This window comes from Streptomyces sp. NRRL S-350 (assembly GCF_000719705.1).
Taxonomy (GTDB): domain Bacteria; phylum Actinomycetota; class Actinomycetes; order Streptomycetales; family Streptomycetaceae; genus Kitasatospora.
In genome coordinates this window covers 172822-193974 of record NZ_JOHO01000011.1, presented here as the reverse complement: position 1 = coordinate 193974, position 21153 = coordinate 172822, and the positions used below count along the sequence as shown (strand labels likewise).

Annotated in this window: 30 protein-coding genes; 24 read left to right on the top strand and 6 right to left on the bottom strand. The window is 72.8% G+C overall.

All coding sequences use genetic code 11. The features are described from left to right. Positions 1-3 precede the first annotated feature (3 nt). From IF30_RS0113365 to IF30_RS0113350, 4 genes are read left to right on the top strand one after another with little or no spacing between them, the layout of a single operon-like run. A complete protein-coding gene (locus tag IF30_RS0113365) occupies positions 4-462 on the top strand; it encodes a hypothetical protein (protein ID WP_030236738.1) in 459 nt (152 codons plus the stop codon). Beyond that, positions 455-1375: an N-acetylmuramoyl-L-alanine amidase gene (locus IF30_RS0113360; protein WP_030236735.1), complete on the top strand. Its 921-nt coding sequence runs from the start codon at positions 455-457 to the stop codon at positions 1373-1375. Before IF30_RS0113365 ends, IF30_RS0113360 begins: the two co-directional genes overlap by 8 nt. Positions 1376-1391: 16 nt before the next feature. Then, complete coding sequence (locus IF30_RS0113355) at positions 1392-1613, top strand: hypothetical protein (RefSeq protein ID WP_030236732.1); 222 nt, start codon at positions 1392-1394, stop codon at positions 1611-1613. A 3-nt stretch (positions 1614-1616) separates the two neighbouring features. Further along, a complete protein-coding gene (locus tag IF30_RS0113350) occupies positions 1617-2003 on the top strand; it encodes a hypothetical protein (RefSeq protein ID WP_051710125.1) in 387 nt (128 codons plus the stop codon). Between the two features lie 65 nt (positions 2004-2068). Here IF30_RS0113350 and IF30_RS43480 read toward each other — a convergent pair whose 3' ends face one another. Continuing rightward, positions 2069-2944 carry a hypothetical protein gene (locus IF30_RS43480; RefSeq protein ID WP_051710122.1) on the bottom strand — a complete coding sequence of 292 codons (876 nt, stop codon included), beginning with the start codon at positions 2942-2944 and terminating at the stop codon, positions 2069-2071. Positions 2945-3210: 266 nt separating this feature from the next. Between IF30_RS43480 and IF30_RS0113340 the strand changes: the two genes are divergently transcribed. The 3 genes from IF30_RS0113340 (at position 3211) to IF30_RS47685 (ending at position 4315) form a co-directional block, all read left to right on the top strand. After that, positions 3211-3582 carry a hypothetical protein gene (locus IF30_RS0113340; RefSeq protein ID WP_030236723.1) on the top strand — a complete coding sequence of 124 codons (372 nt, stop codon included), beginning with the start codon at positions 3211-3213 and terminating at the stop codon, positions 3580-3582. After that, on the top strand, positions 3579-4031 hold the full coding sequence (locus tag IF30_RS0113335) for a hypothetical protein (RefSeq protein ID WP_030236719.1): 453 nt from the start codon (positions 3579-3581) through the stop codon (positions 4029-4031). The genes IF30_RS0113340 and IF30_RS0113335 overlap by 4 nt, the downstream gene beginning before the upstream one ends. A gap of 122 nt (positions 4032-4153) precedes the next feature. After that, positions 4154-4315, top strand: a complete 162-nt coding sequence (locus IF30_RS47685; RefSeq protein ID WP_158834969.1) for a hypothetical protein — start codon at positions 4154-4156, stop codon at positions 4313-4315. A 33-nt stretch (positions 4316-4348) separates the two neighbouring features. Here IF30_RS47685 and IF30_RS0113325 read toward each other — a convergent pair whose 3' ends face one another. Both IF30_RS0113325 and IF30_RS0113320 read right to left on the bottom strand, forming a co-directional pair. Then, positions 4349-4900: a GNAT family N-acetyltransferase gene (locus tag IF30_RS0113325; RefSeq protein WP_051710119.1), complete on the bottom strand. Its 552-nt coding sequence runs from the start codon at positions 4898-4900 to the stop codon at positions 4349-4351. A gap of 15 nt (positions 4901-4915) precedes the next feature. Beyond that, positions 4916-6220, bottom strand: a complete 1305-nt coding sequence (locus IF30_RS0113320) for a hypothetical protein (protein WP_030236711.1) — start codon at positions 6218-6220, stop codon at positions 4916-4918. Between the two features lie 674 nt (positions 6221-6894). Between IF30_RS0113320 and IF30_RS0113310 the strand changes: the two genes are divergently transcribed. The 17 genes from IF30_RS0113310 to IF30_RS0113230 all read left to right on the top strand — a co-directional run bounded on the left by IF30_RS0113310 (position 6895) and on the right by IF30_RS0113230 (position 17384). Continuing rightward, on the top strand, positions 6895-7302 hold the full coding sequence (locus IF30_RS0113310) for a hypothetical protein (RefSeq protein ID WP_030236708.1): 408 nt from the start codon (positions 6895-6897) through the stop codon (positions 7300-7302). Then, positions 7299-7859 carry an ATP-binding protein gene (locus IF30_RS43475; protein WP_051710117.1) on the top strand — a complete coding sequence of 187 codons (561 nt, stop codon included), beginning with the start codon at positions 7299-7301 and terminating at the stop codon, positions 7857-7859. Before IF30_RS0113310 ends, IF30_RS43475 begins: the two co-directional genes overlap by 4 nt. A 235-nt stretch (positions 7860-8094) precedes the next feature. After that, complete coding sequence (locus IF30_RS47680; protein ID WP_158834966.1) at positions 8095-8238, top strand: hypothetical protein; 144 nt, start codon at positions 8095-8097, stop codon at positions 8236-8238. Then, the gene (locus tag IF30_RS0113295) at positions 8235-8603 is read left to right on the top strand and encodes a hypothetical protein (protein ID WP_030236702.1); all 369 of its coding nucleotides are present in this window, start codon (positions 8235-8237) and stop codon (positions 8601-8603) included. The genes IF30_RS47680 and IF30_RS0113295 overlap by 4 nt, the downstream gene beginning before the upstream one ends. A gap of 503 nt (positions 8604-9106) precedes the next feature. Continuing rightward, positions 9107-9613, top strand: coding sequence for a hypothetical protein (locus IF30_RS0113290; protein ID WP_158834963.1), 507 nt, complete (start codon positions 9107-9109; stop codon positions 9611-9613). Positions 9614-9715: 102 nt separating this feature from the next. Further along, a complete protein-coding gene (locus IF30_RS0113285) occupies positions 9716-9940 on the top strand; it encodes a hypothetical protein (protein ID WP_030236699.1) in 225 nt (74 codons plus the stop codon). 106 nt (positions 9941-10046) lie between these two features. Further along, on the top strand, positions 10047-10571 hold the full coding sequence (locus tag IF30_RS0113280; protein ID WP_030236697.1) for an NUDIX domain-containing protein: 525 nt from the start codon (positions 10047-10049) through the stop codon (positions 10569-10571). Continuing rightward, positions 10571-10840 (top strand): hypothetical protein, encoded by a 270-nt coding sequence (locus IF30_RS0113275; protein WP_030236694.1) that lies wholly within the window; start codon positions 10571-10573, stop codon positions 10838-10840. The genes IF30_RS0113280 and IF30_RS0113275 overlap by 1 nt, the downstream gene beginning before the upstream one ends. Before the next feature lie 119 nt (positions 10841-10959). Further along, positions 10960-11538 (top strand): hypothetical protein, encoded by a 579-nt coding sequence (locus IF30_RS0113270; RefSeq protein WP_030236691.1) that lies wholly within the window; start codon positions 10960-10962, stop codon positions 11536-11538. A 128-nt stretch (positions 11539-11666) separates the two neighbouring features. Continuing rightward, a complete protein-coding gene (locus IF30_RS0113265; protein WP_199807864.1) occupies positions 11667-12650 on the top strand; it encodes a radical SAM protein in 984 nt (327 codons plus the stop codon). Next, positions 12643-13401, top strand: a complete 759-nt coding sequence (locus IF30_RS0113260; RefSeq protein WP_030236684.1) for a hypothetical protein — start codon at positions 12643-12645, stop codon at positions 13399-13401. The genes IF30_RS0113265 and IF30_RS0113260 overlap by 8 nt, the downstream gene beginning before the upstream one ends. Positions 13402-13473: 72 nt before the next feature. Next, on the top strand, positions 13474-14283 hold the full coding sequence (locus tag IF30_RS0113255) for a ribonuclease H-like domain-containing protein (protein ID WP_030236681.1): 810 nt from the start codon (positions 13474-13476) through the stop codon (positions 14281-14283). After that, positions 14256-14867, top strand: a complete 612-nt coding sequence (locus IF30_RS0113250; protein WP_030236679.1) for an AAA family ATPase — start codon at positions 14256-14258, stop codon at positions 14865-14867. The genes IF30_RS0113255 and IF30_RS0113250 overlap by 28 nt, the downstream gene beginning before the upstream one ends. Positions 14868-14905: 38 nt before the next feature. Next, positions 14906-15388, top strand: coding sequence for an NUDIX hydrolase (locus tag IF30_RS0113245; RefSeq protein WP_234322697.1), 483 nt, complete (start codon positions 14906-14908; stop codon positions 15386-15388). Further along, the gene (locus IF30_RS0113240; RefSeq protein ID WP_030236673.1) at positions 15381-15722 is read left to right on the top strand and encodes a MazG-like family protein; all 342 of its coding nucleotides are present in this window, start codon (positions 15381-15383) and stop codon (positions 15720-15722) included. Before IF30_RS0113245 ends, IF30_RS0113240 begins: the two co-directional genes overlap by 8 nt. 361 nt (positions 15723-16083) lie before the next feature. Then, positions 16084-16956 carry a Bax inhibitor-1/YccA family membrane protein gene (locus IF30_RS0113235; RefSeq protein WP_030236671.1) on the top strand — a complete coding sequence of 291 codons (873 nt, stop codon included), beginning with the start codon at positions 16084-16086 and terminating at the stop codon, positions 16954-16956. 83 nt (positions 16957-17039) lie between these two features. Further along, positions 17040-17384: a hypothetical protein gene (locus tag IF30_RS0113230; RefSeq protein ID WP_030236667.1), complete on the top strand. Its 345-nt coding sequence runs from the start codon at positions 17040-17042 to the stop codon at positions 17382-17384. 142 nt (positions 17385-17526) lie between these two features. Here IF30_RS0113230 and IF30_RS0113225 read toward each other — a convergent pair whose 3' ends face one another. The 3 genes from IF30_RS0113225 to IF30_RS0113215 form a co-directional block, all read right to left on the bottom strand. Next, complete coding sequence (locus IF30_RS0113225; protein ID WP_051710114.1) at positions 17527-18468, bottom strand: hypothetical protein; 942 nt, start codon at positions 18466-18468, stop codon at positions 17527-17529. 290 nt (positions 18469-18758) lie between these two features. Next, positions 18759-19979, bottom strand: a complete 1221-nt coding sequence (locus IF30_RS0113220; protein WP_030236660.1) for an acetyl-CoA C-acetyltransferase — start codon at positions 19977-19979, stop codon at positions 18759-18761. A gap of 66 nt (positions 19980-20045) precedes the next feature. After that, a complete protein-coding gene (locus IF30_RS0113215) occupies positions 20046-21140 on the bottom strand; it encodes an SGNH/GDSL hydrolase family protein (RefSeq protein WP_051710111.1) in 1095 nt (364 codons plus the stop codon). Positions 21141-21153: the final 13 nt, after the last annotated feature.

Below are 21153 nucleotides of genomic sequence, written 5' to 3'. Positions count from 1 at the left end.
CAGGTGGCTCCGCAGTCCATCCAGCGCGCCGTCCAGCGGCCGGTGCAGGCCGCGATGGCGGCGCAGCGCGCCCTCGGCCGGGCGGTGACGACCAACGTCGGCGACACCAAGCCGCCACACGGCGTAGCGATGCTCAACGGCCAGTACTACCGGGTCGACCTGAGCGGGCCGGTGCCGAAGCTCGTGCCGTGCGATCCCATCGGCCTGCCGAAGCCGGCCGAGGAGGGCGGCGGACAAGATCCGGACACGGTGTCCGGACACGACGGACACGACGCCCCGGACACGGCGGACACCCTTGCCGACGTGGCCGGTGACCTGCACGGACACCGTCCGGACACGGTGTCCGTGGACGTGTCCGTAGATGTCCGGGCGGACACGGGCGCGGACAGCCCGGAGGACTTGGGGGGCACGGCGTCCGGACAGTGTCCGGACAGCGAGAAGGAGGTGCACGGCGATGAGTGACCCGCTGAGCGCAGACCGGTTCCTGGCTGCGCTGCGTGACGAAGGCTTGGACGTGGTCGAGGGCCCGTCCTGGCGGACGTGGAACCGCAACGCCAAGGGACCGTGGGGCCCGGTGAACGGGGTGGTGATCCACCACAGCGTCACCCGCGGCACCGACCAGACGGTGCAGATGTGCCACGACGGGTACGAGGGCCTGCCCGGGCCGCTGTGCCACGGCGTGATCGCGAAGTCCGGGGTGGTGTACCTGATCGGCTACGGCCGGACCAACCACGCCGGCCTGGGCGATCCGGCCGTGCTGGACGCGGTCATCGCGCAGCGCTCCCTGCCGGTCGACACCGTCGCCACGGTCGACGGGAACAGGCACTTCTACGGGTTCGAGTGCGAGAACCTGGGCGACGGCCGGGACCCGTGGCCGGAGGCGCAGCTCGACGCGATCGTGAAGGTGTCGGCGGCGCTGTGCCGGGCGCACGGCTGGAACGCCGCGAGCGTGATCGGCCACAAGGAGTGGCAGCCGGGGAAGATCGACCCGTCGTTCGCCATGGCGCCGATGCGGGACCGGATCGCGGCCCGCCTCGGGCAGGGCGGCCCCCGGCGTGGGACGCCGACCCCGGCCCGCCCGCAGGTGTCCCTATCGAAGCTGATCGAAGCTGCCCGGACGAACCCCCAGATGGCCGGGACGCCGGTCACGTACGCCGGCGTCGTGACGGTCGAGGCCGCCCTGGTCGACGAGGGCCTGCTGTCGAAGGTCTTCCAGGACGGCCACTACGGGACCAGCACGGTGACGGCGATGTCCGGCTGGCAGGAGCGCTGCGGGTACCGCGGGCGGGCGCCCGGCCAGGCCGCCGACGGCATCCCCGGCCGGGACTCGCTGACGAAGCTCGGCGCGAAGCACGGCTTCGACGTCGTCAACTGAGAGAGAGGGGAATTCCATGGCCAAGCACCGCGTGGAGACGAAGGTCAAGGCGGGGGCGGCCTTCGCCTACTTGGGAACGACCGGCCTGCTCGCCGTGCTCGCCGAGGCGCAGGACAACGCCCGGCTGCTCGACTGGATGCCGGACAGCATCAGCCCGTTCATCCTGTCGATCATCCCGGGGACGGCCGCGTTCGTGGCCGGCTGGAAGGCCCGGCACTCCCCGCGTCAGGAGGAGTGAGCGGTGGACAGCACCGGAGTTCCGGCGGTGGATGTCTTCCTGATCTGGGGTGGGGCGCTCACCCTCGCCGCGGCGGTCGGTGCCCTCGCGTGGAAGGCCGTACGCGGGGCGCTGCGCCTCGGCGGGAAGATCGAGCAGTTCATCGACGACTGGAACGGCGAACCCGAACGGCCGGGCGTCCCGGCCCGCCTCGGCGTGATGGAGCGCGTCGGCGGGATCGAGGACCGGATGGCCGGGATCGAGAACCGCGTCGCCCGGGTCGAGGAGCAGATGAACCCGAACCACGGCAGCAGCCTGCGGGACGCGGTCGACCTGGCAAACCGCCGCCTCTCGCAGCTCTGCCCGGCCGAGGCCGACTGCGACCCGCCGCCGGCACCGTCGGCTCCCTGAGCGGACCGCCCGCCCCCATGGCTCCGGGGGCGGGCGGTCCTTTCGTTCGTGGCTGTCCGCCACGGTCACCGGCACATCACGTACAGGTCGGCGCTGGAGGGGTCGTAGAAGGTGCTGGCCTGGGCCCACCAGCCGTCGCGGACGGCCCCTTCGCGGGCGAGGGCGGGCCTGGTCGAGGTCAGGGCCGCGGTGTCGCCGTTCGCCGAGGCTCCGCCGCCCATGACGGTCTTGCCGGTCGGGCAGGCCAGGAGGCCGCCGACGGGATTGTTAGAGGTGGTGGTGTGGCTCGCGACGGTCATGTACTGGACCGGGGCGGCGCAGAGCGCGTAGGTGGTCATGTCGGCCGTGATGGTCTGGTCGTTGTAGCCGCCGACGGCCCACTGGTTCGGCAGGCCCGTGGTGACCGGGGCGGGGTAGGACTTGCTCAGCCCGGTGTAGCCGCCCATGACCTCGCCGCCGCCGCCGGTCACGATCTTGCCTGCCGGGCAGGTGAGGGTGCTGGTCTGGCCCCGGGGGACGGGCGTCTCGCCCTTCGTGAGGACCTCGTATCCGGACGGGCGCTCGGCGCAGACCGCGTACACCGTGACGGTCAGGGGGTCGGAGGTGTAGGTGCGCGCGTTCGCCGTCCAGCCGGTCGCATCGCCGCGCTCGATGACGGGGAAGCTCCCGACCAGGGACAGGGTGTCGCTGCCCGGGTTCCAGCCGATCGACGCCTCCCCGCCGCCGCCGATGGCGACGGTGCCGGGCGGGCAGAACACCATCTGCCGCTCGAAGTTGTCGACCTTGCCGGTCTGCTTCACGACCTGGAGTCCGTAGAGCGGGGCGCCGGGGGCCTGCGGGCCGTCCGCGTGCGCGGCCTGCCCGGGGCCGGCCACCACGAGCAGCATCCCGGCCGCGACCGCCGCCGTGGCGGCGGACCTGAGCCTCTTCAGTGCACGCATGAGATCTCTCCAGTTGAAGGGTTTTGCACAACGGCAAGTGATCATGCCATGACTCTCTGCACTCAATTCACTGTTCGATTGAGCGCGGGGTGCAGCCGGTGACAGCCGTCAGCGCGACCAGGTCACTTCGGTGGCCGCCCGTCCCGGCAGGACGAACATGACCGAGTCACCGGCGAATACGCGGCGGCCCGCGCCGGTCCTTCGTCGGCGGCGGTCGGGCGGTTTGTGCCATCCTGTCCGGCCGTAACCGCGAGGAGGATCTACCGATGACGTCTCTGCACCTGGGTCCCGAGGACTACGAAGGGGTGGTCCACGACCACACCGGGCGGATCAGGCTGGACTTGACCGATGCCGGCACGCAGCGTCTTGCTGGGGCGGTCCGGCAGTTCGACGCGGCGCGGCGAGAGCCGGGGCAGCGTGCGGAGTGGCTGCGGTCGCTGCCGGACGTGGAGCTGGTCGAGCTGGCGACCGGCCGGTGGGGCGGGCCGGAGGACGACGTCCTCGAGGAGGCGGTGCGCCGCCTCCAGGTCCTCGCGGAGAAGCTGCGCCCGGCGGTGGACGCGGTGCGCGCGGTCGGCCTCGTGGACCAGGCCGCCGAGGAGCCGGAGACCCGCGGCGCCGCAGGGGGCGAGGCGTGAGCATCCTCGGGGGCGACGCGCCCTGCCTGCCGCAGCCGGAGTTCCCGTACCCGCTCGGCCACGCCAAGGCCGGGTGCGTGCGCTGGTCCTGCCCCGAGCGGTGCGGCTGGCACCACGACGAGTGGCCGGGCCTGGAGCCCGGCCGGATCGAGCTCCCCGCCCGCCCCGGCGCGGCCGAGGGACAGACGCTCGGCGAGGCGCTGGCGGCGTACAGCCCGGAGGAGATCAGCCAGTCCCTCACGGCGTCCGCCAACCGGCGCGAGGCGGCCCGCAGGGAGCGCGTGGCGGCCGCTCTGGAGGAGCATCGGCGAACCGTGCACAACGATCACGCTTCGGGGGCAGACTCGTTGTCACCCCAGCCGGTCAACCCCCCATCGGCTGGGCACCGCGGTGCCCTGCCGGTCTCCCCCCCATCGGCAGGGCACCGCCATGTCGGGGGTGCGCTGTGAGGCCGTACACCGTGGCGAACCGGCGCCCGTACCCGCGGCTGGACCGGGCCCGCCGCCAGATTGAGCGTGTGGCCCGGCTGCGGCCGTGCCCGATGTGCCAGCACCCGGAGCGGGAGCACGCGGTGGAGGGTGAGCACCGGGTGTGCAGCCGGGGCGAGGGCGTGCGGATCTCCTGCCGGGTGTGCGCGGAGTTCTGGGCCCGGATGCCGGTCGTCGCGGCCTTCACCGAGTTCGCCCGGGTGCTGTCGACCCCGCCGCGCCCGAGTTCCTTCGTCCTGTCCTGACGGGTGGTGAGCCGGCGGGCGCTGTCCGCCGGCTCAGAGGGTGATGGGCCGGAACATGGAGACGTAGCGGGGCGAGCCGGGGTGCTGGATGATCCCCATCTTCACGTAGCCCCACCGCTCGTAGAGGGCCCGCACCCGGGGGTGCTCCTCCTCGACCAGGAGGTGCACTCGCTCCTCGGGGCGGTGCGACAGCAGCTCCTCGTGCAGGGTGTGGGCGATGCCGGTCCCCCTGAACTCAGGGAGGACCATGATCTCGCAGAACGCGAACGTCCTGCTGTCGGTCTCCGTGAGGTCGGCGCCGGGCTCCGTCTCGATCAGGCCGCCCCACTGGTAGTCGGCGGTGCGGGCGAATCCGTAGGCGTAGCCGATCGGCCGGCCGTCGACCTCTCCGAGGGTGCAGCCCCAGCGCGGACTGGCGGTCTGGCGGCGGAGGCGGCCGGTGAACGCCTCCATGGTGAAGAACTCGTCCCCGGCCTTCTCCTCGGCGTAGATCCGGTCGTAGAGGTCGAGCAGTACCGGCTCGATCTCGGGCAGGTCCTCGGCGGTGTAGTAGGTGACGGTCAGGGTCGGTCCGGGGGCGGCCACGTTGCTGCTCCTGTCCTATGCGGCGGTGACGGTGTCGTAGCGTTCCACGAAGGCGGTCCCCTCGGGAAGATCCATCCCGGACAGCTTGTCCCGGACCGTGCCGAGGTGGACCGCCCAGCGGGGGCAGTTGACGGTCGGGTAGAGGTCGAGCGCTTCACCGGCCATGCTGATCCCGCGCTCGACCTGGCCGTCGGCGATGTAGCACTGCGCGAGGTGGACACTCGTCGCGAACTGGTTCCGCCGGAACCCCGGGGGGCGCAGCGCCATCGCCTGCTCTTCCTGGCGCGCGGCCTTGTCGGGCTGGCGGAGGCTCATGTACGCCAGCGCCCCGGCCGACAGGACCTCTCCGGCGCCGACGAAGGCGAGCCACGGGTGGACCGGGTCGGGGCCGACTCGGTCGAGGACGGTCTCGGCCTTCGCCAGGGCGTTGCCGGTCTGTGCCTTCTGCCCGGAGGCGGCGTAGCCGAGGGCGAGGCGGCCGTGCAGGAGGGCGGTCAGCCGGTGGTCGCGGCTGTTGCGGGTCGCGTCGAGCGCCAGGCGGGCGATGGTGATGGTCTCGGTCGCCCGGCCGAGGGCCCAGGACTGGCGGGACATGTACGCCCAGATGCGGGCCTGGAGGTGCTTGTCGCCGGAGAGGAGGCCGGCGCGGAGCCCGCTGTCGAAGTTGCGGCTTGCGCGCTCCTGGTCGCCGCTGTCGAACGCGAACCACCCGGCGCTGGCGTGCAGCTCGCCGATGACGCGGTACAGCGCTTTCTCGACGTTCGGCCCGTAGAGGCACCGGGCCATCGCGCCCTCGATCTGCCGGACGAACTCCTCCGCGATGTCGGCCAGCTGGTCGCCGCCGTAGAGGTCGTCCACGGCGTGCAGCTTGGTGATGGTCTCGCGGATTCTCTCGACGTCGCTTGCTCCTATCCGGCCGCCGCTCGGTAGCGGGGCGAATGCGAAGCTGATCAGGTTGCCGGTTGCGGCGAGCATGAAGGAGCGTCGGCGCACGTGGTCCTCCTCCTGGTCGGGGGTGTCCACAAGCAGCGTAGAGGTCGGCTGGAACGCCGCAAGATCACGCAGTCTTTTACCCGAAAGCGTGAAGCCCAAGGCGTCGCCGGACAGGTTGAACACGTCCATCAGGCCGACGAGGGAGGGGACGCGCGGCTGCGCCGTCTCCCCGGACAGCCAGCGGCGGACCTGTCGGCCGGTGGTGTTCCCCGGCTTCTCGAACAGCCTCTCCTCTGCGGCGTTGACCGCCTTCGCCACGTCCTCCGCGGACAGCTTGGCGCTGTCCATCAACCCTCTGAGCACGTCGTTCGGGCGGACCTCTGCCATGGGCGCTCCTCAGTCCGGGAAGGCGACCCCCTCGCCATCCTCGTGCCGTCCCCCCGCTCGGAAATGTCCTAGGGGCGTGAGGACAGCGCCCCCAGAATGTCCTATCCCCGGTTGCGTGACTACCAGTTCACTGAATGTCAGCAGCCGGTGAGCAGCACGAGGAACATCGCACACCGGTCGCTCCGCACCCCCGCAACGGCGCGGTGGTACGGTCCTGCGCCCCGCCCGGGGGCCTCACGGTTCCTGGGGGCGTTTCCACACTGACGCCGCCTCGGCGGCCCACCAGGAGGTACAGGCCCATGAGCAACAACAAGCACGGCAGCGGGAACAACGACCACCAGACCGACGGCGGCGAGGGCGGCAACAACGACAGCGCCGGTAGCTCGGCCGGCGGCGACGAGTAGTCAGCCCCGCACGTAGCAGGGCCCCGGGCGCACCCCTTCGTCGAGCGCCCGGGGCTCTCCCCCCTCGCGGAAGAGTCAGCGCCCCTGACCGCCGAGCGTCCCCCGACGTGACCGGCTGTCAGACCAGGCGGGCACCCGCACGAGCTTCACCGCGGGCCCCGGATTCCCAGTGGCGCACCACGCTCCCCTCCGAGCTGCCGAGCACGGCCCCACACCCCTGTAGGGACCGGGCACGGCGACCGACTGTGTCGTCCACACAGGAGCCTCCCCATGCGCACCGCCGTCACCTACCTCTGCACCAGCGACACCCTCAGCCTGGACCTCCTCACGGGATGGTGCGAGCAGCGCGCCACCTCCGAGAACATCCCGGTGTCCGAGAACATCGTCGACACCGACGAACTCCTCCCGGCGGCCGAGCGCCCCGGCTGGCAGCGCGTGATGGCGCTCGTGGCTGGCGGCGACGTCGTGATGGTCGTGACCCTCGACCGCACGATGCTCTCCATCTGCCGCAAGGGCTGGGACGACTTCGCGGGTGAAGTCGCCGCGCACAGGGCCGTTCTGATTACCCATCGGACCCCCGTGCCGCCGATCCCGCCCTCGGACGGGGTGCGGAAGCTCCCGCCCGCCCCTGCGGCTCCCCCCGCGCTGGAGCGGGTCGACGCCGGGGCGCAGCGGTGAGCGGGCGGAGGGGGCGTCTCGGCCGGGTCTACCGCCTGGCGATCGACGCGACGGACCCCGACCTTGAGGTACGTCTCGGCGTCGTCGGCCCGGTGCGGGAGAAGCTGGACAACACGCTCAAGGACTGGGGCATCGGGCGCGCCGACCGCGGCGACATGATGTGGATCGCGCACGAGCTGGTGGCGAACGCGCTCCGGCACAGCCCGCCCGGCCGGCATCTGGTGAGCCTGTTCCTGTTCCCCGGGGGCGACCGCCTGGTGGTGGCCGTCCACGACGGCAGCAGGGCGAAGCCGTACCTTCCGGCGGACGCGGTCGGCAACGACGGTGCCGAGTCCGGCCGAGGCATGCTTCTGGTCGCCGGGCTCGCCGAGAAGTGGCAGGCCGACCTGACCCCGCACGGGAAGAAGGTGTGGGCGGTGCTGGCCCTCCAGCAGCCGGTGCCGCCGCTGAACCTGGCGTCGATCACGTCGCAGGCCGTACGGCGTGCGGCCGTCATCGCCGCGGTGGCCAGCACCTCCCGCTTATGCGCGGTCCGGCCCAGCCGGGCGGTCGCGTAGGCACCACAGCCCCCGGGGACTCGTGCCCCCCGGGTGTCCGCCGGTCCCGCCCGGCGGACGATCGGCGCGCTGCCGAGGCGCGCCGGGCCTCCCGTCCTCATGGGTCGGGTGAGGGAGGCCGCCACGGAGACCCCGCGGGCGGTGACGCCTCCCGCCGGCGGGGTCTCTGCCCAGCTCCTCCCCGATCTGACCGACGACACGGACCGGGGAGTCCCAACCTGCTTCGGAGGACGTCGTGCAGCCCACCCCTGACGAGCCGATCCGGCTCGACTCCCCGGCCGGCGCCGCGGCGCTGGACCGTGTGAGCCAGCTCGCCCGCGACGCGGGCCCTGGTGAACTCGCTGACGGCCTGCCCGTGCCGCCGGTGGTGGCAGCGTGAGGGGCCGCTGGGCGTACCGCAAGGCGTACAGCCCGACCCTGCGCGCCTACTTCTCCCGCGAGGAGAGGGACTTCGGCCAGGAGGTCGATGCGCAGGTGGAGGCGGAGGATGCGGCCCTGGAAGCGTCCGTCGCGTTCCTGCACGGCCAGCCGGAGGCGCTGGAGGCAGGCCGGCTGCTCCTGGCCGAGCTGGAAGGCGCGAAGGCGTCGATCCGGGCGGTGACCGAGACGTACAAGAACGAGCGCGAGAAGTTGGCCGCGCAGGCCGACGAACTGCTCGCCCTCGTTACCGGCATCTTCGCCCAGCTGCAGCAGCAGGCGGGCCACGGCCACGGCCGCCGCCCGCGAGGGCACGGCCACCACTGAACTTCCCCGTCCGGGGCGCGAACAGCACGCCCCGGACGGGGAGCACTACCCCGCGGCTTCCGCCGCGGTGCATACCCCGGGCCCGGTCTTCGCCCGGGGAGCGGGAGCTGCCTCGGTCTCCTCCATCTACGGGGCAGCTCCCGCCGTGAACTCCCCGCCCTGCTGCTGGGCGGGGGAAGGCCGGCTGACACTCCTGCCCCGGTCCCCGCTGCCGGGACGCGCACCACTCCCCGCTCGTCCCGGGGAGCCGCGGGCAGGAGCGGCGGCGGGCCGCCGCGCCGCACCCCGTTCCGCGAGTGGCTGCGGGTACGCGCGGCACCCCGGGTTCCCTCCCCGTCCACGGCGGGGCGCGGGGAGGGGCCCCGGGACGAACCCGGTGGCCGGGCCGTCCGGCCACCGGGGGCAGCCGCGGCCTGACCCTCCGCCAGGGACAGGCCGGGCAGGACGAACAGTCCCAGCCGAGGAGGTCGGCAGCGCCGACCCGGTGTGAAGTGGAGTGGGAAGTGCGCACCACCGACAGCAAGATGCTCGACATCGCTCCTGTCGACCCCGCCCTCCTGCTCTGGCGCGAAGACCAGATGGTGCCCCTGTACGACCGCATCCCCGACAGTTACCTCGCGGCCATCGCGCACCGGGGCGTGCGTGAGGTGTCCCTCGGCGTCGGCTCCGGCTCCGACGTCGTCCTGCACGCCATGGGCAAGGCGTTCGATCGGGCGACCGTCGCCTCCGTCACCCGCCGCCTCCTCACCGCCGGAATCGTCGTCACCGCGCATTTCGCCGTTGGCCACCCGAACGAGGAGGACCGGGACTGGAAGTGCACCACCAACCTGATCGACCACCTGGTCGCGGCCGCCGATAACCGTCCCGGCTGCTTCCGCGCCACCGCCGTCCCCTACGCCTCCCACCTCGCCGCCCGCCCCGCCGTCGCCCGCCGCTGCGCCTCCATCACGAAGGCGCAGCGGGCACGGGACCGCGCGGCCGCCTACATCCCGGCGGATGCCAGGTGGTGAGCGGCCAGCAGAGCTCACGGAAGCGGCACCGCCCCCGGCCCGGGGCGGCAGGCACACCGGGTGCCAGCGGGCCGACCGCCACACCGACCGAACGGAAGTGCCGTGTACGTCAGCAACCTCGTCCTGTTCGCCGTCTGCCTGTACTACCTCGTCACCGGGTTCTCCTTCACCCGCGGACGGCCGCTGAACCCCGCCCCGGAGCGGCCGGAGGCCGAGCGCCGCGGCCGCCTCCTCCACGTCCGCGTTCGGGGCAGCCGGATGGTCGAGGTGTGGGTGCGGCGCTGGCCGCCCGGCTTCCAGGTCAACGTCACCGACATCAAGCCGTGAACCCGCTACCGGCCACCGCGGCCTGACCATCCGCCACCCACAGACTTCCGCTGCCACCGGCGGCGGAGCAAGCCCGGCGACGGACGCCGGGACGAAGGAGGGGACCATGACCACAACCATCGACAGCGGCCGCGCCGCATGGCGGGCCGGACGGCCCGTCGGACTCGGCACCAACGCCCTCGTCGTGCAGACCGGCCCGGACGGCGCCGCCCGCTATCTCCTCATCAACCGGGCGCGGAAGGCCGGTGACCCAATGGGCATCCCTGGCGGGAGCGTGGAGGAGGGGCAGGCTCCGCGCGACGCCGTCACCGCGCACCTGGCGCAGAAGGTCGGCATCACCGCCTCGGCCGGCCTGCGTCTCCTCGGCACCGACCACACCACCGCGCGGCCCGGACAGGGCCAGGTGGAGCGGCACAACTGGTTGTACGGCGTCTCGGTCCCGGCGGACGCCGTGCCCCAGCTCGCCCCGACCTCCGGGTACGACCGGATGCAGTGGGCGACCGAGGAGGAGGCGCGCGGGCTGCTCACCGGCAACTCCCTCGCCCGCTTCACCCACGTCCTGGCGGCGTGGAACACCGGTACGCCGGTCGAGCTGCGCGACAGCAAGCCGCTCCCGGGGGTCGTGGCGTAGTGGGCCGGAAGAAGGCCGAGGAGCCCAAGGACCAAGGCCAGGGCGAGGAGCGCACTTTCTCCGTCACCGGCCTCGTCCGCAGCCTCAACAAGCCTGCCAAGCCCATCGCCGGCCTCGTCCGAGCGTCGAGCCCGGAGGAGGCCCGGCAGAAGGGACAGCGGGCCCTGGAGAGGAAGGCCGGCGCGAAGGTCGAGATGGGCAGCGTCCGCGAAGGCGGCAGCGGCGGCCCGGTCGAGCCGCAGAAGCCCAGGCGCTGGGGACTCTTCTGACCCCCCGCACGCACACCCCCGCCCGCCGCGCGAAGCCGCGTCCGGGCACCAGCACCGACTGACGATCCAGCACGTCCGGCCCGGGCCACGGCGGCCCGGCCGGAGGAGGAGAGAGAACGATGCCCGAAGACCCGCGCGGACGCGGCCCGGTGGACCGGCCGCCGATCGTCGACGCCGAGGGGCTACGCACCGCGCTGGAGCTGCTCGGCTACACCCTCCCGGACGGCATGACGTTCAGCAGGGCCCGGCTGCTCGGCATGCTCCGAACCTGGGTCGAACTGATCGCGCTGTTCGACCTTGACCGCGTGGACGTGGACGAGGCCCGCATGGGCACGATCCACGCCCTGGTCTCCGGGGCGTCCTGGGCTCGCGGTCGCACCCCGTTCTGGACCCCGGTCACCCAGACGTCGCCCGGCACGAACGCCGACGCGAACCTCCTGTACGGCGAGCTGATCCACCACCGGCTGAACTCCACTCTCCTCGACCTGGAAGAGCTGGCCCCGAAGGAGGACATGGAGCTGAGCTTCCAGCCCGCCGTCCTCTCCCTGATGCGCGCCCTGTGCAGCATCGTCCCCTTCGCCAACCGCCCCGGCTACACGACCACTTGGGCCGAGGTCGGCAAGGCGGCCAAGGCCGCGCTCAAGCACCTGGCCGCGGGCCGGCAGACCCTCCACTACGTGGCGAAGCGGACGACCTGACCGTCCCCGCCTCGCACTCGAACTCCCGCCAGGCGCCGCTGACACTGCGGCGGACTGGCGGGCCGCCAGCCGCGGCGGTCGCACCGCCGGACCGCCACGCACCGCCCACCCATCCGGAAGGAATGAACGTGACGACCAGCCTCGGTCTCCCCATCGTCCCGCAGCGCACCAGCACCCCCGTCGGCACCAGCGGCATCAGCTTCGGCGCGGGCCACCACTTCACCGCCGACCCCACTCTCGACCTCGACGCCCTGGTGGCCGCCTCCACGGTGCCGCTGTCCGTGATCGTCCAGGTGACGAAGCGCTGCAACTTCGACTGCTCGTTCTGCTCCGAGACGCTCCAGCTCCCCGACCCGTCCCTCGCCCAGCTCGAAACCATGTACCGCCACCTCGCGGGCGTCGGCCGCGTCTTCCTCTCCGGCGGCGAACCGCTCTTGCGCGAGGACTTCGGCGACGTGGTGGACATGTTCGCCGAGGGCCACGTGCTGGCCGTCCCCACCAACGCGACCAAGGGCATCCAGCACGCGAAGCGGATCGCCGGGAAGATCGCGTTCGCCAACATCGGCCTGGAGGGGCCGAGGGCGACGACCAACCGCGTCCGGGGCGACTACGACCAGGTGATGGCGGGCGTGCGCGCCCTCCAGGAGGCCGGGATTCCGCTGTCCCTGTCCGCCGTCGTCTACCGCTCCACCCTCGACTCGCTCCCCTTCACCTACCAGATCGCGGACGTCCTCGGCGCGGGCAAACTGAAGCTGATCATGCCTCTGCGCAAGGGCAACGCGCTCGACCTGGACGAGAACGAGTTCATCACCGAGGACGAGGCCGGCAACCTCTTCGACCGCCTCACCGCGCTGCGCTCCACCCACCAGTGGAGCCCGGCCCTGCGGCTGACGACCTGGACGCCGGAGAACGAGGGGCACATGATCGTGGTGGAGCCGACGGGCGCCGCGTCCGCGTGGCCCGTCTACGACGCCAAGGACCTGTTCGAGCCGCTGGGGAACCTCCTGGAGGAGCCGGTCACCGAGATCTGGGGGCGCTACCGGTTCAAGCGCAACCACTACGCGAAGTACCTCGGCCGCTCGATCCGCACCGCGGGGGCGACCCGTGCTTGACCTCACCAATCTCGGCTGGCCCGACACCCCTTACGGTGCGGGCAAGCGCCCCTTCCCCCGTGCCGTTCACCTCCTCACCGGCCTGGCGGTGCAGTGGGCGGACAACGGTTCCGAGGCTCTGCCCGTGGCTGCCGCCGCGGTCTTCCTCCCTGTTCACCGCACCGCTGCCCTCCCTCTCGCCACCCAGACCTTGAACGTCGGCTACCGGGTGGTGGTGGCACAGGAGGACGGCGAGGCGCCCGCCCTCGTCGCCTTCCTGGATGGCGTCCTCGTGCAGGGCCGGCGGCACTCCGCGGGTCTCGCCTGGCACTCCTACGCCGACGACCGGGACGCCCTCACCCGCCACGCCTCCGGCCGGATGCCCGGCATCACGGCGGTGGGCGAGGGGTGGGCCGACCGGACGGTGCGCGAGCGCGGCACCGCGTGGCTCACGGACACGGCCCACGACCTCGGTGTCCCCGGGTGGACCCTGGATCGGGCGATGGAAGCGGAGCGGGTGGAGTGCCCGACGGGGACCAGCGGCATCCTCTCCGCCCCTGCCCTCCAGTTCGCCTACGACCGCGCACAGTACGACCCGGCGGCGGCCCTGGATCTCGGCGCCTCCGCCCTGCACCAGGCGCTCGCCGTCGCCCTCCTCGGAGCCCGGGCCCGGGAGCGCGCCCGCTGGGAGGAGCCCCTGTCCGTCCCGGCTGTTCTGCGCAGCGTGGCCTGGGACCACTTCCCTGCCCTCGCTGAACCGGCCGGCCGGTAGCCCGTGCGCGAGTAGCGTCACGTGCGGTGCCCCAACTCCGGGGCACCGCACCACCCATGGAGAACACGACCCGTGATCGTCACCACCAACCTGCCTGACCCCCTGCGCCTGCCCGGCCGCCGTACCGGCACCGTCCGCGTCGCCTCCCTCGACGCGGAGTGGACGAAGAACCGGCGGATCAAGAACGGGAACAAGGTCTTCTGCTACTCGCTCGTCTGGCTCGACCTGCGCCCCGGCGACGAGCAGCCGCTCACCGCCGCACCGTTCCACTACCTCTCCGCCTACGTGGAGGAGACCGAGGAAGCCGCGGCGCTGGTGCAGCACGCCGCCCGCACCGTCCGCGCCGCCCTCGACACCTCCGATCTCCTGACCGGCCACCAGCTCTGCGCCGACCTCGCTGTCCTCAACACCGAGCACGCCACGGACGAGGTCACCCGGGCCCGGGAGGTGTGGCACCGGCGCCGCGCCCCGGCCGAGGACGACGTCCGGCTCCTCGACACCCGCTACGACGCCGGGCACCTCCTCACCGACCGCTCCCGCCGCCTGGTCGACGTCTGCACGGAGTTGGGCCTCGACGTCACCCAGCCAGAGCTGCGCGGCACCTCCATGACCGCCCTGCACCGCCGCTGGCTGGAGAAGGGCGACCCGCAGGCCCGGGAGCGGATCTCGGTGCTCAACCTGCGCCACTCCCTCTCCACCGCCCTCGTCGCCGCCCGAGCCGAGCAGATCACCGCCTGGCCGACTGCCGGCCTCAACGTGAACCAGCTCCTCGCCGACCAGCTCCTCGCCGACCGCGCCGACGAGGCGTGGCCCTGGCTCAACTCGCCCACCTTCACCGGACTCCTGGGGGAACCATGTCCATCCGCACCTGCACCGTCGTAGCCGTCGAGGGAACCGCGGCCGCCGGGAAGACCACGCTGGTCCACGCCCTCACCTCCTACTACCGCGAGAGGGGGGTCAACGTGGCGTGCACCGGGGAGCCCGCCCGGGTGAACCCGTTCCTGGAGGAGATCGTCTTGCACGGCCAGGGGACCTTCGACCTCACCGCCGAACTCGACGCCTTCGCCGTCCAGCTCTCCACGATCCTGCGCGGATCGCGGCACCACACCCTGCTCATCACGGACAAGACGCCGGCCAACGTCCTCGCGTACGCCCGCCTCGTCCTCGACCGCACCGACCCGGTGAACCACGCGGTCATCGCGTCGATGGAGGCCATGTGCCGGGCCTGGATGCCCGCCTCCGTCGACTTGATCGTCCACTGCCGCGACCGGTTCGACCAGCGCTCCGGCGGCGACCGGATGCGGGAGAAGGTGATCGACCTCCAGGACGCAACCGCCGCGGCCGTCCATGAAGCCTGCGCCGCGACCGGCGTGAAGATGGTGGATCTTCCGACATCCTTGGACACACAGTCCCGGGTGCGGTGGATCGCCGACCGGGTGAGCGAACTGGGGCTCCTCGCGGCCTGACCCCGCCCGGGCCCCGCCCGTACGGAAGGCGCAGCGCGGTGGCAGCACCCCAACTCCCGGTTGTCGACGTCATGGTGATTCTCGAACGCGACGACGGCCAGGTCCTCCTGGCCGAGCGGGCGAACACCGGCTACGGCGACGGGATGTTCAACCTCCCCTCCGGCAAGGTCGAGGAGGGGGAGAGCGTCACGGAGGCCGCCGTCCGAGAGGCGGAGGAGGAGGTCGGGGCGGTCATCGACCCCGACGACCTCCGCACCGTCCACGTGATGCACCACCGCGCGCCGGAGGGGCACACCCGCATCGGCTGGTTCATGGCCACCAGCAGGTGGAAGGGCGAGCCGGTCAACCGTGAGCCGGAGAAGTGCGCCGGCCTGCTCTGGGTCGAACCGTCCGCTCTCCCGGAGAACACGGTGCCGTACAACGCCGACGGCATCACTGCGTACGTGAAGGGCGAGCCGCACAGCGTCAACGGCTGGCCGGATGCCCCGTCCGAACCGCACGAGAGGAACTGGCATGGATGAAGACCCGGCGTGGAAGCAGGTGGAGTCGCTGGTCGGCTGGCTGGACGACGCGGTCCCTGCGGGGATGTCGCGTAGCGAGGTCCAGCTACTCCGCATCCTCAAGATCACCGAAGAGGCCGGCGAGGTCGCCGAGGCGGTGACCGGGGCGATGGGTGGCAACCCCCGCAAGGGGCGGTCTCACACCTGGGAGGACGTCCAGGAGGAGCTGGCCGACGTCGTCGTGACCGCCATGGTCGCGCTGCACACCGTCTCCGGGGACGGGGAGACCGCGCTCAACGACAGGTTGCGTCGCCTCGTGTCCCGGGCGGGCCTGGCGCCCGGGCCGACGACCTGATGACGCTCCCGATCCGGCCCCGGCGGTTCTCCGCCGGGGCCGTTGTGCTGCCGGGACTCGGGAGCCGACCGCGAGCCGCGTGGGCGGTTTCCGGCCAATCATCAGAGGCGGCGTCTGGAATGCCGGGCCGATTCGGGGAGATGCGGGGAGATTCGCGCAGGCCACGGCATCGCCGCAGGTCAGAGGGGGCGACCTCGGCGGTTCGAGTCCGGCTCCGGGCACCGACCGACGGCGGGGGCTCCGACGGCGCCCCCGCCGGGCGTCGTTCACCGGATCCTCCTCGCGGCGTATCCCGGAATTTTTGCCAAGCCATTACCCTTGTACGCGGGGCGGTGCAGTGCCGCCACGGAGGGAATGAGCAATGAGAAGCAGCAACCCGGTCTTCTCGCGGGAGGGGTCCTTCTCCCGCGACTCCGGCTACGCGGGTTTCGGCAGCACCGCGCAGGCCGGGGGCCCGCCCGGCGCCAACCCCTACGCCGGCACCCCGTACGCCCAGCAGCCGCAGGGCCAGGGCTCGCTGACCGACGACCAGCTGTACCTGATGTACAACGGCCCGACGGCCGGCCCGGCGGCCACCGGGCGGATGACGCTCGACGACGTGGTCGCCCGCACCGCCATGACGCTGCTGACCCTCGTCGCGGCCGGGGCCGTGGCCTGGTTCGCGCTGCCGTTCGAGAACTACGGGTACGCGGCCGCGGCCTCGGTGGTCGCCTTCGTCGTCTACCTGGTCATCGCCTTCAAGCGCAGTGTCAGCCCGCCGCTGATCCTGGCGTACGCGGCTCTCCAGGGCTTCGCGATCGGCGCCGTGTCGCACGTCTTCAACACGGTGCTGAACGGCATCGTGATCCAGGCGGTGCTGGGCACGGCGGCGGTCTTCGGGGCGATGCTGTTCGCCTACAAGAGCGGCCGGATCCGGGTCACCCCGCGCTACACGAGGATCGGCATCGCGATCGCGATGGGCTTCGTGCTGCTGATGCTGGTCAACCTGGTCGCGATGGCGTTCGGCGCCGACATGGGGCTGCGCTCCGGCCCGCTGGGCGTCGTGGTCGGCCTGGTCGGCATCGGTCTGGGTGCGTTCTTCCTGTCGCTGGACTTCGCGGCGATCGAGGAGGCCATCGCCCAGGGCGCGCCGCAGCGCGAGTCGTGGCGGGCCGCCTTCGGGCTCACCCTGTCGCTGGTCTGGATCTACGTCGAGATGCTGCGGCTGATCGCGATCCTGCGCGGCGACGACTGACGCACCCCGCCGTGAACCACTGCCGCCGGGCCCCGGAGCGACTCGCTCCGGGGCCCGGCGGCTTTTCGCCTAGGCTCGCTGCCATGCATGACGTAGAGCCCCTGGTCGAAGCCGTCGACTCCCTGGCGGACCGGTTCCGCTCCCTGCCGCAGAGCAAGCTGCTGGGCGCCGTGCCCGGACACGAGTCGCGGGCGGCCGCCGCGCTGGAACTGGCCCGGCGGTTGGCCGCGCTGGCGCTGGTGGCGGAGGGCGGGCCGGCGCGGGAGTTCCCGGACGCCGGGGCCTTCGCGGTGGGGGACCAACTGGCCGTCGCCGGGCACGACCTGGCTGCCGCGCTCGCGGCGCTGCCGGACGGGCCGGCCGCGGCCGGCGAGGTGCTGGCAGCGGCGGTGGCGGCGGTGCGGGAGACGGCGGCGCTCTGCGCCTGACGGCTGCCGCGGCCGGACGCGCCGAAGGCCGGCCGGGTCGGTAACCCCTTGACCCGGCCGGCCTTCGGCGCGCTGTGCGGTGCTGCTGGTGCGGTGCGGTGCGGTGCGGTGCTGCTGGTGCGGTGCTGTTCGTGGTCCGGCGTCAGATGCTGGCGACGACACGGTCCGCGAGCACGTAGACGGCCTCGTCGTCGGTGGAGAAGGTCAGCGAGTACGAACCGGAGAAGCGCGAGCCGCCGAGCAGTCGGACGTGTTCGCCGGCACGGACCGCGTCGATCAGCCGGTAGGCGGCCTCCCGGTCGCCCGGGGCCACGCAGAGGGTGGTGCCGTCGGCGAAGCCGTACACGTCCAGGGTGCCCAGCGGGCCGGGGCGGACGTCGATCAGTGCGACGGCCTCTTCGGCGAGGGCGGCCAGCCGGGTGTCGGTCCACTCGCGGGACGGCGCCTGGCTCGGCACGAAGTCCGGGTGCGAGGGGTGGCGGCGCGGGTCGGGCGCGGCGACCGGGACCTCCTCGGCGACCGGGTCGGGGTCCAGCAGCCCGGCCTCCAGGCCGGTGGCCAGCAGGTCGGCCTCGCGGCGGGCCCTGGCGTCCTTCGTGGTCTCGCCCACGGGGTGGCCGGGGCGCAGCGGTGCGCCGCCGTCGGTGCCGGGCTCGGCCGGGCCGGTGCCGTCCTCGCCGATCAGGTCCTCCAGCGCGGAGCGCAGCGCCTCGCCGAACTCCGGGTCCATCGTCCCGGCGTTGTCGGCGGCGTCCTGCGGGCCGGTGGGGCGGGGGAAGAAGAGGGGCCATTCCTCGGCGCCGGAGAAGGCGCCGAGGAACGGGGAGTCGAACAGCGGCGCGTCCTCGGCGGCGCGGGCCTCCTGCTCGGCCCAGAACGCCCGGGCCTCGGTGATCTCCCGCTCGCGGTCGGCGGCGAGGGCCTCGGTGACGGCCCGGCGTATCGCGGCCTCGTCGACCGGCGCGGGCACGGCCGGGGCCGCGGCCCGGGCGTCCAGCCGGCGGGAGAGCCCGCGCAGGCGCAGCAGGACGGCGGTCGACATGGTGATCAGGACCAGCAGCAGGATGGTGTAGACGGCGCTCACGGAACGTACTCCTAGCGAGGAGCGGAACGGGGTTACGTCTCCACACTGCCGCATGCGGGGGAGTTACCGCAGTGGCGAATGTCCAATTCGTCCGTGACTTTCGCTCTTGTCCCCAAATTGTTAGGTAACACCGTTATACGCAGAGGAGTTGATCCGCTCCGCAGTGTCGATTTCCGGGCCGGAAATGAGCGAAAAGAGAGCCGGATCGACCTCGCGGTGTGATCCGGCCCTCAATTACGCACTGTCACTCCAAATGGGTGGTCCAGACCCTTCGGAGGGTGGCGGGGAGGTCAGCTGAGGCGCTCGATGACCATCGCCATGCCCTGCCCGCCGCCGACGCACATGGTCTCCAGGCCGAACTGCTTGTCGTGCCACTGCAGGGAGTTGATCAGCGTGGTGGTGATCCGCGCGCCGGTCATGCCGAAGGGGTGGCCGACCGCGATGGCGCCGCCGTTGACGTTCAGCTTGTCCAGGTCGACGCCGAGGTCGCGGTAGGAGGGGATCACCTGGGCGGCGAAGGCCTCGTTGATCTCGACCAGGTCGATGTCGTCGATGGTCAGGCCGGCCCGCTTGAGCGCCTGCCTGGAGGCCTCGACCGGGCCGTAGCCCATGATCTCGGGGGAGAGCGCGCTGACACCGGTGGAGACGACCCGGGCGAGCGGGGTGATGCCGAGCTCGCGGGCCTTGGTGTCGGACATGATGACCAGCGCGGCCGCGCCGTCGTTCAGCGGGCAGCAGTTACCCGCGGTCACGGTGCCGTCGGGGCGGAACACCGGCTTCAGGCCCGAGACGCCCTCCACGGTGACGCCGGCGCGCGGGCCGTCGTCCGCGCTGACCACGGTGCCGTCGGGGAGCGTGACCGGGGTGATCTCGCGCTGCCAGAAGCCGGCCTCGATGGCGGCTTCGGCGAGGTTCTGGGAGCGGACGCCGAACTCGTCCTGCTCGGCGCGGGTGATGCCCTTGAGCGCGGCCAGGTTCTCGGCGGTCTGGCCCATCGCGATGTAGGCGTCCGGCAGCAGGCCGTCCTCGCGCGGGTCGTGCCACTCGCCGCCGCCCTGCTCGGCCCGCTTGGCGGTGCGGGCCTGCGCCTCGTCGAAGAGCGGGTTCATGGTGCCCGGCATGCCGTCCGAGGTGCCGTTCACGCTGCGCGAGACGGTCTCCACGCCGGCCGAGAGGAAGACGTCGCCCTCGCCCGCCTTGATCGCGTGCAGTGCCATCCGCGTGGTCTGCAGCGACGAGGAGCAGTAGCGGGTGATGGTGGCGCCGGGGAGGTAGTCCATGCCCATCTGGACGGCCACGATGCGGGCCAGGTTGTGGCCCTGCTCGCCGCCGGGCAGGCCGCAGCCCAGCATCAGGTCGTCGATCTCGCGCGGGTCCAGCTGCGGCACCTTGGCCAGCGCGGCCTGGATGATGTGGGCGGTCAGGTCGTCCGGGCGGACGTCCTTGAGCGAGCCCTTGAAGGCCCGGCCGATCGGCGAACGGGCGGCGCTGACGATGACGGCTTCGGGCATGGCGGGCTCCTCGCTGGGTGGCGGCGGCGGACCTGGCGTCCGGGAGGAAAGTTACCGCCTGGTAGGTCAGGCGTCACCCGCAGCAGCGTGTGAGCTGGCCGACGTATTCCCGGGCGCTCCGGGGGCGTCCGGAGGCGGCTCGGGGTGGAGCCCTCCCACCGGGCCCGAGCCGGGCAGCCCGACCCGCAGGCGCCGGCGCAGCAGGGCCCAGCGGTGGCCCGCACCCTCCGCCTCGACGGCCGCCACCTCGGTGCCCGCCCGCCCGGCCGCCGCGGCGGCGGCCACCGCGACCGGCAGCACCGCGTCGCCCGGGAGCGGCGCGCTCGGGCGCTCCTCCTCGGGCCAGAGGCCGAGCGCGGCGCAGACCGAGGGCAGCACGGCCATCGCGGCCGTCGCGTAGCCCTGGGCGGAGGGGTGGTAGCGGTCGGCGGCGAACATCTCCGGGCGCGCGGCGAACTCCGGGCCCAGCAGCGAGCCCAGCGAGACCGTCCGGCCGCCCGCCTCGACCACCGCGATGGTCTGCGCGGCGGCCAGCTGCCGGCTCAGCCGCCGGGCCACCCAGCGCAGCGGCGGCCGCACCGGCTTGATCGTGCCGAGGTCCGGACAGGTGCCGACGATCACGTGGCAGCCGTTCGCGCGCAGTGCGGCGACGGCCTCGCCGAGCTGGCGGACGGCCAGCTGGGCCGGGCTGTGCCGGGTCACGTCGTTGGCGCCGATCATGATCACGGCGACGTCCGGGTGGTACGGCAGCGCCTGCTCCAGCTGGCCGGAGAGGTCGGCCGAGCGGCCGCCGGAGCGGGCCACGTTGACCAGCCGGACGGGGCGCTCGGCCACCGAGGCCAGACCGGCGGCGAGCAGGGCGCCCGGGGTCTCCCGGGCCCGCGCCACCCCGAGGCCGGCCCCGGTGGAGTCCCCGAGGACGGCCAGCACCAGCGGCGGCTGCGGGGCGGCCGCGACGTCCGCGAAGTCCTCGCCGTACACGCCGTCCGCCCTGGGCGGGACGGTCTCCAGCGCGCCGATGGCCTGGATGGCGAGCTTGCTCTCGGTCAGCAGCAGGCCGACCACGCCGACGCCGAGCAGTCCGAGCCCGCCGCCGCCGTACGCCGCCGCGGTCGCGATCCGCCGGGCCACCCGGGCCCGCGAGTCCTGTGCGCCTGGCATCCGGCACCCCCTT

Coding starts and splice junctions, on each gene's coding strand:
- IF30_RS0113360 (WP_030236735.1), top strand. CDS start 455: ATGAGTGACCCGCTGAGCGCAGACCGGTTCCTGGCTGCGCTGCGTGAC.
- IF30_RS0113355 (WP_030236732.1), top strand. CDS start 1,392: ATGGCCAAGCACCGCGTGGAGACGAAGGTCAAGGCGGGGGCGGCCTTC.
- IF30_RS43480 (WP_051710122.1), bottom strand. CDS start 2,944: ATGCGTGCACTGAAGAGGCTCAGGTCCGCCGCCACGGCGGCGGTCGCG.
- IF30_RS0113340 (WP_030236723.1), top strand. CDS start 3,211: ATGACGTCTCTGCACCTGGGTCCCGAGGACTACGAAGGGGTGGTCCAC.
- IF30_RS0113320 (WP_030236711.1), bottom strand. CDS start 6,220: ATGGCAGAGGTCCGCCCGAACGACGTGCTCAGAGGGTTGATGGACAGC.
- IF30_RS0113310 (WP_030236708.1), top strand. CDS start 6,895: ATGCGCACCGCCGTCACCTACCTCTGCACCAGCGACACCCTCAGCCTG.
- IF30_RS0113280 (WP_030236697.1), top strand. CDS start 10,047: ATGACCACAACCATCGACAGCGGCCGCGCCGCATGGCGGGCCGGACGG.
- IF30_RS0113270 (WP_030236691.1), top strand. CDS start 10,960: ATGCCCGAAGACCCGCGCGGACGCGGCCCGGTGGACCGGCCGCCGATC.
- IF30_RS0113250 (WP_030236679.1), top strand. CDS start 14,256: ATGTCCATCCGCACCTGCACCGTCGTAGCCGTCGAGGGAACCGCGGCC.
- IF30_RS0113240 (WP_030236673.1), top strand. CDS start 15,381: ATGGATGAAGACCCGGCGTGGAAGCAGGTGGAGTCGCTGGTCGGCTGG.
- IF30_RS0113235 (WP_030236671.1), top strand. CDS start 16,084: ATGAGAAGCAGCAACCCGGTCTTCTCGCGGGAGGGGTCCTTCTCCCGC.
- IF30_RS0113230 (WP_030236667.1), top strand. CDS start 17,040: ATGCATGACGTAGAGCCCCTGGTCGAAGCCGTCGACTCCCTGGCGGAC.
- IF30_RS0113220 (WP_030236660.1), bottom strand. CDS start 19,979: ATGCCCGAAGCCGTCATCGTCAGCGCCGCCCGTTCGCCGATCGGCCGG.
- IF30_RS0113215 (WP_051710111.1), bottom strand. CDS start 21,140: ATGCCAGGCGCACAGGACTCGCGGGCCCGGGTGGCCCGGCGGATCGCG.